Source organism: Corynebacterium sp. (assembly GCF_052107835.1).
Classification (GTDB): domain Bacteria; phylum Actinomycetota; class Actinomycetes; order Mycobacteriales; family Mycobacteriaceae; genus Corynebacterium.
This window is the reverse complement of sequence record NZ_JBQEDF010000084.1, coordinates 1-8,457: the sequence shown is the minus strand read 5'-3', so window position 1 is coordinate 8,457 and position 8,457 is coordinate 1. Positions and strand designations below refer to the sequence as shown.

Genomic DNA, 8,457 nt, shown 5'->3' with positions numbered 1-8,457 from the left:
TCGGCACCCGGCTGTTTGCCAACAAAAGCACCTTCCGGTCGCCTGACCCGGCCCCTGCACCGAAGGGCCATTGTCCCGCCGGAATGACTATGTTGTTTTGTGAAACATCTATCCATATGTGTCATGAATCACACCTACGATCAGCAGGAGGACAAGCCAACGTGACGACCACGGACAGTGACACCCGCACAGAAGAACCGGATCACCCATTCACCCCACAGGAACAGCAGTGGGTGGACAGGAAGAAGTACGCCTGGGTCCTCAGCTTGATTCCGGCGGCGATCCCCCTGATCATCTGGGGACTGGTCGAATGGATGCGGGCCACCACAGCGCCCGATCTCCTCATCCATGCGACCTGGTGGCTCGGTCCCATCGCCATTTTCATCCTGATCCCCCTGGGTGACTTCGTCCTGGGACGTGACGGCGAGAACGCCCCCGAGGAGTTCGTGCCGTGGCTGGAGGAGACGAAGTACTACCGCATCGTCTCCTACCTCTACTTCCCGGTCATGATCGCCAGTCTCGTCATGTGCTGCTGGCAGTGGACCCACGGGGGGCTCGAGTGGTACGACAAGGTCGGCCTAGCCTGGTCCATGGGACTAACCAGTGGAATCGGCATCACCGCCGCGCATGAACTGGGCCACAAGAAGACCAGTTTCGAGCGCTGGCTGTCGAGAATCGTCCTGGCGGTCCCGGCCTACGGCCACTTCTACGTCGAACACAACAAGGGCCACCACGTGAAGGTCGCCACCCCGGAGGACCCGGTCAGCTCCCGGATGGGCGAGAACGTGTACATCTACATGCTGCGCTCGATCCCCCGCCAGATCCCGCGCGCCTGGAACATCGAGAAGAAGCGCCTGGAGCGCGCCGGCAAGAGCCAGTTCAGTCTTCAGAACGACGTCTTCAACGCCTGGCTCGTCACTGTCGGCCTCTGGGCCGTGCTGCTGATCGTCTTCGGCATCCACATTCTGCCGCTCATGCTGGTCCAGGCCATCATCGGCATCGCCCTGCTGGAGTTCGTCAACTACCTGGAGCACTACGGCCTGCTGCGCCAGAAGCTCGAGGACGGCCGCTACGAGCGCTGCTCCCCCGAGCACTCCTGGAACTCCGACAACCTGACCACCAACATCTTCCTGTACCAGCTGCAGCGCCACTCCGACCACCACGCGAACCCGACCCGCCGCTACCAGTCACTGCGCTCGGACGTCTTCGCCCCGGAACTGCCCGCCGGCTACGCGACCATGATCGCCGCCGCAGCCGTTCCGCCGGTCTGGTACTGGATCATGGACAAGAAGCTCATGCAGTACTACAACTACGACATCGACCGTGCGAACCTGCACCCCTCCAAGGCCGCCAAGCTGCGTGCCAAGTGGGGCAACAAGGCACCCGCCGCACAGGGAGCGTGACACCCATGTCCACGACTGCATCGACGAACCCCGAGGCCACCCCGGACCTCGCCGCCCTCCGCAAGGCCGGTGGCGGCGACATCCCCGAGACCCACGCCCCGCCGCAGAAGATGACGAACCCGAAGATGCATTACACGATGTGCATCGGCCTGACCATTGTCGGCCTCGCCGTCCTGGCGATCGGAATCTTCGGCGCTTTCGGGCTCTCCTACGTCGAGGAGGCCTACCCCTGGCTCATCCTGATCTCGCTGTTCCTCTTCCCGCCCGGACTGGTCGGGTTGTACCGGGGCCCCGGGGTGCCGTCCACCCACGTGATCCCGCGTCCGAAGAACCGCAAGCCCATCGACTACGCTGCGGGTGCCGGCGGAGCTGCCGGCCCCGCGCCCGGCGCCTGACCCGCCCCAGAACACCACCCACACCACCACACCTGCAGAACACCACCTGCCGAAAGAATCACCCGAGAAGAAAGGACGCCCACCGTGGCTGTTTACCAGTGCCCCCTGTGCGACTACCGAGTCGACACCGAAGTCGGAGATGACGCCGAAGGATTCGCCGCCGGATTCGACTGGGTGGCTGAGGTTCCCGAGGACTGGTTCTGCCCCGACTGCGGGGTCCGCGACAAGGTCGACTTCGAAAAGGTCGGCTGACAGAACCCCCTCCACCCGTTCCACCGAGACCAGGAAAGGACGAATCCCATGGACGACTACAAGGTCTACGAATGCCTGCAGTGCGGGTACATCTACGACGAAGCCGAAGGAGACCCGGACGAGGGATTCCCGCCCGGTACGCTCTGGGCCGACATTCCCGATGACTGGGAGTGCCCGGACTGCGGAGCAGCCAAGGAGGACTTCGAGATGGTCCAGATCAGCCGCAAGTAGAGCACTGGAGAGCAGGAGCACAATGACCAACCCCACCCAGCGCATCGCCGTTATCGGCGGTGGTGTGGCGGCGCACTCCGTCCTGAAGGCCTACCTCGCCGCCAGCGCCGACAGTGACTGCACGACCACGTTCGACATCTACTCCCGTGAGGCCCACCGACCCTACCGCCGCCCGGCGGTCAACAAGGAGATCCTGATCGACGGCAAGTCCCCGGACGAAGTCGCCCTGCAGGCCGCCGTCTTCGACGGCAATGACGCGGTTGACGTCACACTGCACCTGTCCTCCGAGGTCACCGCCGTCAACACCGAGGATCACACACTCACTGTCAGCGGTCCCGACGGGACCTCCGAGGAGTCCTGGGACCAGCTGGTGTTCGCCACGGGTGCGGGTTCCCGCCAGTTGGAGGCGTCCTGGCTCGACGGCCGGGACACCCACCTGATCCGGTCACCCGAGCACTCCGGTGCCCTGCGTGACCGGTTGCTCGGACTCAGCGCCCGGGACAACGTCGCCGTCATCGGGGGTGGGGTGCTCGGTCTCGAGGCCGCGGCCGCCGCGTCCTCCCTGACAGAGGCGACGGTCACCGTCCTGGAAATGCAGGACGACGTCTGCCGGCGCATGCTGCCCGGTGCCGCATCCCGCTGGCTGCGAGGCAAGCACACCGCCAACGGTGTGGACATCCGCTGCGGACTGTCAACCGATGAGCTGGAGAAGGCCGTCGCCGAGCTCGACCCGGCAGCCGTCGTGGTGTCCGTCGGTGTCGAACGCGACACCACCCTGGCCGCGTCCGCGGGGCTGGAGGTCGACCGCGGGATTGTCGTCGACGGTTTCGGACGCACCTCGGTCCCCGGCGTATGGGCCGCAGGCGACTGCGTCGAGGTGCGCGACGGCGACCGCACGGTACTGCCGGAGGACGAGGGCTCCTCCCGTCTGCTCGGCGGGATCGTCGGCGGTGCGCTGGCGGGAAAGGACGCCGAGACCTTCCTGGCGTCCCCGCCGAAGGGGTGGTCACGGCAGTTCGGCCTGATGCTGAACATCGCCGGTGCCACGGGACGTCCCGCCCCCGGCCAACCGTCGGTGCGTGAACTCGTCCTTCTGGACGCCGAGGACGAACTCGTCGTCCTCAGCCTCAGCCCGACGAACGGCGGGGACTCCGTGGTGAGCGGCGTGACCACCGTGGGACGCAGCCCCATCGTCCGCAAGGCGAAGAACTCACTGGGCATGACGCTGCAGGAGGTCGAGGCCGAGTTCTTCGCCGACGGCGACCTGATCCCCGCCACCACCTGAGCCGACCCCGGTGCCCCGGCAGGGGCCTCCCCGGGCGCCCTCCTCCACGGCGGAGGGGGGCATTATGCTTGGGTGCATGCTCGATGGCGGAAATGACACCACACGGACCACCGTGACCGACCGATGGACCGTCCCCACCACCACGGGACGTGTGCGGGGGCACGCCGTCAACGGCGCCGTCGCTTTCCGCGGCATCCCCTACGCCGAGCCGCCCGTCGGTGACCGGCGGTTCCGCCGGGCCGCCCCGAAGCAGCCGTGGGACGGAATGCTGCAGGCCGACCGCTCCGGCGACTACTGCAGCCAGTGGCGCGACCAGCGCCTGGGTTGGGTCGGCTCCGAGGACTGCCTGTGGCTCAACGTCGTCGTACCGCGCCCCGCCGCCCAGCGTGCGGACCTGCGCGGTTCCGGCACCGTCGTCGACCGGGACGCCAACCGGCCCATCGTCGTCTACCTGCACGGCGGCTCCAACATCCACGGCTCCGCAGCCGAACCACTGCTGTCCGGCGAGTACTTCGCCAGTGCCACCGACGCCGTCTACGTCGCCGTCAACTACCGGGTGGGCATCTTCGGCCAGTTGGCCCTGGGCTACGCCCCCGGGCTCGGGACGGAGCGTTTCGAGACCAACGCCGGGCTGTCCGACATCATCACCGCCCTGGAGTGGGTGCATGACAATGCCCGGGCCTTCGGCGGGGACCCGACACGCATCACGGTGATGGGTGAATCCAGCGGCGGGGCGATGGTGACCGCACTGAGCGCCTCACCGCGGGTGGAGGGCCTGGTCGCGGGATTCATCGCCCAGTCCCCCGCCGCGGCCATGGTCCACACCCCGCAGCAGGCGGGCGAGCTCGCCGACCGGGCCGTGGGCTTCTTCCGCGACGAGGACGACAGTTACCGGCGGCACCGTGGTCCGGACCTGCTGACCACCCACCACCAGGATCTCGCGTGGCTGACTGAGCGGGTCAACATGTCGGCGTGGGGAAAGGCCGGCATCGCGGGCGGTTTCGCCCCGGTGCTGGACGACCTGCTGCCCCGCCACCCACTCGAGCCGGGGGCCGGTCTGGACCGGCCGCTGCTGATCGGGACGAACCTCGACGAGTACGTGCTGATGCGCTGGAACCTGATGTCACGGCGCAGCCTGCAGGCACAGTCGCAGCAGTTCGCCCTGGGCATCGACCCGGACCGTGCGCCGGAGGTGCTGTCGTCGTTGTACGCGGACGCCGCCCGCCGCGGGACGGCCGGGCGCTTCGTCGGGGACGCACTGTTCACCGCCCCGTCCATGCGTCTGGCCGACCAGCACCCGTCCGGACGGGCGTGGATGTACCGGCTGGACCTGCGGACACCGTCGTTGGGGGTGACGGGCATCGGCGCGACGCACGCCCTCGACCTGCCCGTCCTGTTCGGACGCTACGACTCCGGACGTGGTCCGGGGGCTCTCGCCCTCGGCGGACGGGAGCGGATGACGGCGACGACGGAGGTGATGCAGGACCGGTGGCGGCGGTTCATCCACCACGGCGATCCGGGGTGGGAGGCCTACCGGCCGGGATTCGCCACGCAGCTGTTCGACGCCGGGGAGACGACGGTGGAGGATCCGTCGCCGGAAGTGCGCGAAGCGTGGTCCGGTGTCCGGCTCACCGGGGACGCCGTCTAGCTCCGGCAGTCAGCGGTTCACCGCGGGCTCGGCGTCCGCGTCCGCGGGAATGTGCGCGCGGTGGGAATCCTCGCCGACGGCGTCCTCGAAGCCACCCTTGTCGGCGTTGTCCCAGACCGACTGGTCCTGGAGCCCGGCGCGCTTGGCGACGACCGTGGCCACCAGCGACTGGCCGGTGACGTTCACCGCGGTGCGCCCCATGTCGATGATCGGCTCGATCGCGAGCAGCAGACCGACACCGGCCAACGGCAGTCCCAGTGTGGACAGCGTGAGGGTCAGCATCACGGTCGCGCCGGTGGTCCCGGCGGTCGCCGCCGAGCCGATCACGGAGACGAAGATGATCAGAAGGTAGTCGGTGAAGCCCAGGTCGAGACCGTAGAACTGGGCGACGAACAGGGCGGCGATCGCGGGGTAGACCGCGGCGCAGCCGTCCATCTTCGTTGTCGCGCCCAGCGGGATCGCGAAGGACGCGTACTCGGTCGGCACACCCATCGAGCGTTCCGTGACGCGCTGGGTCACCGGCATCACCCCCATCGAGGAGCGGGTGATGAAGCCCAGGGAGGTCACCGGCCACACGCGGCGGAAGAACCCGAGCACCGGGACACGAGCGAAGGTCAGGACCAGCGGGTACAGGACGAAGATGACCAGTGCCAGGCCGATGTAGATCGCCAGGACGAACTTGCCGAGCGAGCCCATGGCGTCCCACCCGTAGTCGGCCACCGCGTGGCCGATCAGCGCACCGGTGCCGATCGGTGCGAGGCGGATGATCCACCACAGCACCTTCTGCACAACGGTGAGCAGGGACTCGGTGACACCCAGGAACGGCTCGGCGGACTTGCCGGCCTTCACCGCGGCGATGCCGAGGACGATGGAGATGACCAGCAGCTGCAGCACGTTGAAGCTCAAGCCCACCTCCCCGTCGTCCCCTGCCGAGGCACTCAGTCCGAGGATGTTGTCCGGGACGATCGACTCCAGGAAGCCCAGCCACGAACCGGTGCTGGACGGTTCGGCGGCACTGCCGACGTCCACCGAGGTCCCCTCGCCGGGCTTCAAGACCGAGCCGACGCCGAGGCCGATGAGCACCGAGAAGAACGCGGTGATCGCGAACCAGACCAGGGTGCTGATCGCCAGACGGGCGGCGTTGGCGACCTTACGCAGGTTCGCCACGGAGGTGATGACCGCGGTGACGACCAGCGGGGGAACCATCAGGGTCAGGAGGGTGACGTAGGTCGAACCGACCTCGTCGAGGAGGGTGCCGAGCCAGCTCTGGTCGTCCTCGGGGAGGTCGGCGCCCTGGGCGCGGGCGATGAAGCCCAGGATCAGGCCGACGACGAGGCCGGTGATGACCTGGGCACCGAAACCGGTGAGCCAGCCGGGGATGCGCCGGCGCTTCTGCTCCGGCTCCTGCTGTGTTGTGGACATGGGGGTACTTTCTGCTTCGGGGTGTTGTGCCTGGTGTGCGCACGTTGTCCGTCGTTGGGGTTGGGCGACGAACAGACTTATCTGTCTACTTCTTCCACACACTGTAACCCGTCGGTCCCGGAATCCATTCCTTGGGGATTACTGTCAGTTGATTCCGTACTGGCTACCGATCTGCCGTCAACCCCGTTCTCGACTCGCCGACCCCGCGCCGGGGCGTCTAACGTTGACCCGTAATGAGTCTCACCACGACACGCACCACCCCACGTTTCACCCTGAGCCGAATCCTCCCCGGACGCCGGGGCTCCAGCCAGGGCGCCACCGCCGCCGCGACCGCCGCACCACGGCTGAGCCGCGGGCACCTGCGCACCCGCGACGTGCTCAACGTGCTCGCGGTGGTCGCCGCACTGGTGGCGATCAACGTGACCGCACACTTCTCCCAGCTCGCCGCGGTCGCCGCGGTGGTGCCGATCGGCGTGATGATCCTGCTGTTCCTGGCGCGCGCCAGCGGCATGACCTGGAGGGACATCGGCCTGGGGCGCCACACCCACGGCAAGGGGCTGGCCTACGGCGGGGGTGCGGCGGTGCTCGTGGTCGTCGCCGTCGCGATCGCCATGCTGATCCCCTTCACCAGGGAGTTCTTCTTCAATGATTCCTACGCGTCCCTGCGCACCGCACTGGTCGCGGCCCTGGTGATCATTCCGCTGCAGACCGTCCTGCCGGAGGAACTCGCCTTCCGTGGTGTGCTGCACGGCAGCCTGGCGCGTATGGGCGGGACGAAGCTGGTGTTCTTCGGCAGCTCACTACTCTTCGGACTGTGGCACATCGCCAGCTCGCTGAACCTGACCGCCTCGAACGCGGGGCTGACCGCCTTCCTGGGCTCGGGCACTGCGGCCCAGTGGGCCGGGGTGGGCCTGGCCGTTGTCGCCACCGCGGGTGCCGGCGCCGGCCTGACTTGGCTGCGGCACCACACCGGGAGCGTCATCGCCCCCATTGGCCTGCACTGGGCCCTGAACGCCGTCGGCGCCCTCGCGGCCGCCGCGGCATGGTCGTTCCTGTAGTTCCCTGCGGGACGCACCGCGTGGGGTCGGACGCGGTGACGGGTGAAACCCCGTTCTACTCGCAGGCCACGCCGTCGCCGTCCCTGTCCATCTGTGCACGGTAGCCCGGCGCGCCGCGGTACAGCGGCGCGGCTCCGGCGTCGCGGGCCGCGGTGCAGTTCTGGAAGTAGACCCCACCACCGGCGGGGTCAGCAGGAACAGCCGGGGCAGGCGCAGGAGCAGGCTCGGGGACGGGCGCCGGGGCCGGTGCGGGAGCGGGAGCCTCGACCACCGGATCCAGCCCACCAGCACCGCAGTCCCCCAGAATCCGGGCGATCGCGTCGCGCTCTGCGGCGGTGACCCACAGCCCGTACTTCCCCTTGACCTCGACCTGCCGTGCCACGTAGGAGCAGCGGTAGCCCGTGTTCGCGGGCAGCCAGGTCGCGGCGTCGCCGTCGCCCTTCTGCATGTTCGCCGGACCATCGACGGCCAGCAGGTTCAGATGGTCGTTGGCGAACTCCTCCCGGCGTTCCGGCGGAAGCTGCTGCGCCCCCTTCTGCCAGGCGTCCGACATCGCCACAACATGGTCGATCTGCACCGCGGAGCTGGTGTCCTGTCCACGCACGAAATTGATGGTCGTGGCGGTGTACGGGTCGGCGAGCGTCCCGTTCATCACCTTGCACGGGCCCTCGCGGCCCACACCGGTCAGGTCCCTGGCGAGGACGTCATTGCGCTGGTCACAGCCGTTGCGGTCGATGTCCTTCCACCGCTGCCCGAACTCGTC

The 8,457-nt window shown here is 68.0% G+C and carries 9 protein-coding genes; 7 read left to right on the top strand and 2 right to left on the bottom strand.

All coding sequences use genetic code 11. The features are described 5' to 3' along the window. Nucleotides 1-161: 161 nt before the first annotated feature. From ACTIL2_RS14655 to ACTIL2_RS14630, 6 genes are all read left to right on the top strand, one after another. Nucleotides 162-1,403 (top strand): alkane 1-monooxygenase, encoded by a 1,242-nt coding sequence (locus tag ACTIL2_RS14655; protein WP_442338215.1) that lies wholly within the window; start codon nt 162-164, stop codon nt 1,401-1,403. 5 nt (nt 1,404-1,408) lie between these two features. Further along, nucleotides 1,409-1,798 carry a hypothetical protein gene (locus ACTIL2_RS14650; RefSeq protein ID WP_442338214.1) on the top strand — a complete coding sequence of 130 codons (390 nt, stop codon included), beginning with the start codon at nt 1,409-1,411 and terminating at the stop codon, nt 1,796-1,798. Nucleotides 1,799-1,882: 84 nt separating this feature from the next. Continuing rightward, complete coding sequence (locus ACTIL2_RS14645; RefSeq protein ID WP_442338213.1) at nt 1,883-2,050, top strand: rubredoxin; 168 nt, start codon at nt 1,883-1,885, stop codon at nt 2,048-2,050. 48 nt (nt 2,051-2,098) lie between these two features. Beyond that, nucleotides 2,099-2,281 (top strand): rubredoxin, encoded by a 183-nt coding sequence (locus tag ACTIL2_RS14640; protein ID WP_442338212.1) that lies wholly within the window; start codon nt 2,099-2,101, stop codon nt 2,279-2,281. 22 nt (nt 2,282-2,303) lie between these two features. After that, nucleotides 2,304-3,566 carry an FAD-dependent oxidoreductase gene (locus ACTIL2_RS14635; RefSeq protein WP_442338211.1) on the top strand — a complete coding sequence of 421 codons (1,263 nt, stop codon included), beginning with the start codon at nt 2,304-2,306 and terminating at the stop codon, nt 3,564-3,566. A gap of 76 nt (nt 3,567-3,642) precedes the next feature. After that, a complete protein-coding gene (locus tag ACTIL2_RS14630; RefSeq protein ID WP_442338210.1) occupies nt 3,643-5,214 on the top strand; it encodes a carboxylesterase/lipase family protein in 1,572 nt (523 codons plus the stop codon). Nucleotides 5,215-5,223: 9 nt separating this feature from the next. On the opposite strand, the gene ACTIL2_RS14625 is transcribed toward ACTIL2_RS14630, so the two are convergent. Continuing rightward, nucleotides 5,224-6,636: a dicarboxylate/amino acid:cation symporter gene (locus ACTIL2_RS14625; protein ID WP_442338209.1), complete on the bottom strand. Its 1,413-nt coding sequence runs from the start codon at nt 6,634-6,636 to the stop codon at nt 5,224-5,226. 233 nt (nt 6,637-6,869) lie between these two features. Here ACTIL2_RS14625 and ACTIL2_RS14620 point away from each other — a divergent pair, with 233 nt between their 5' ends. Beyond that, entirely contained in the window at nt 6,870-7,694 is an 825-nt protein-coding gene (locus ACTIL2_RS14620; RefSeq protein WP_442338208.1) for a CPBP family intramembrane glutamic endopeptidase, read from the top strand. 55 nt (nt 7,695-7,749) lie between these two features. Here ACTIL2_RS14620 and ACTIL2_RS14615 read toward each other — a convergent pair. Then, a partial coding sequence (locus ACTIL2_RS14615) for a GmrSD restriction endonuclease domain-containing protein (RefSeq protein ID WP_442338207.1) occupies nt 7,750-8,457 on the bottom strand: 708 nt, incomplete at its 5' end.

Coding starts and splice junctions, on each gene's coding strand:
- ACTIL2_RS14650 (WP_442338214.1), top strand. CDS start 1,409: ATGTCCACGACTGCATCGACGAACCCCGAGGCCACCCCGGACCTCGCC.
- ACTIL2_RS14630 (WP_442338210.1), top strand. CDS start 3,643: ATGCTCGATGGCGGAAATGACACCACACGGACCACCGTGACCGACCGA.
- ACTIL2_RS14640 (WP_442338212.1), top strand. CDS start 2,099: ATGGACGACTACAAGGTCTACGAATGCCTGCAGTGCGGGTACATCTAC.
- ACTIL2_RS14620 (WP_442338208.1), top strand. CDS start 6,870: ATGAGTCTCACCACGACACGCACCACCCCACGTTTCACCCTGAGCCGA.
- ACTIL2_RS14625 (WP_442338209.1), bottom strand. CDS start 6,636: ATGTCCACAACACAGCAGGAGCCGGAGCAGAAGCGCCGGCGCATCCCC.
- ACTIL2_RS14635 (WP_442338211.1), top strand. CDS start 2,304: ATGACCAACCCCACCCAGCGCATCGCCGTTATCGGCGGTGGTGTGGCG.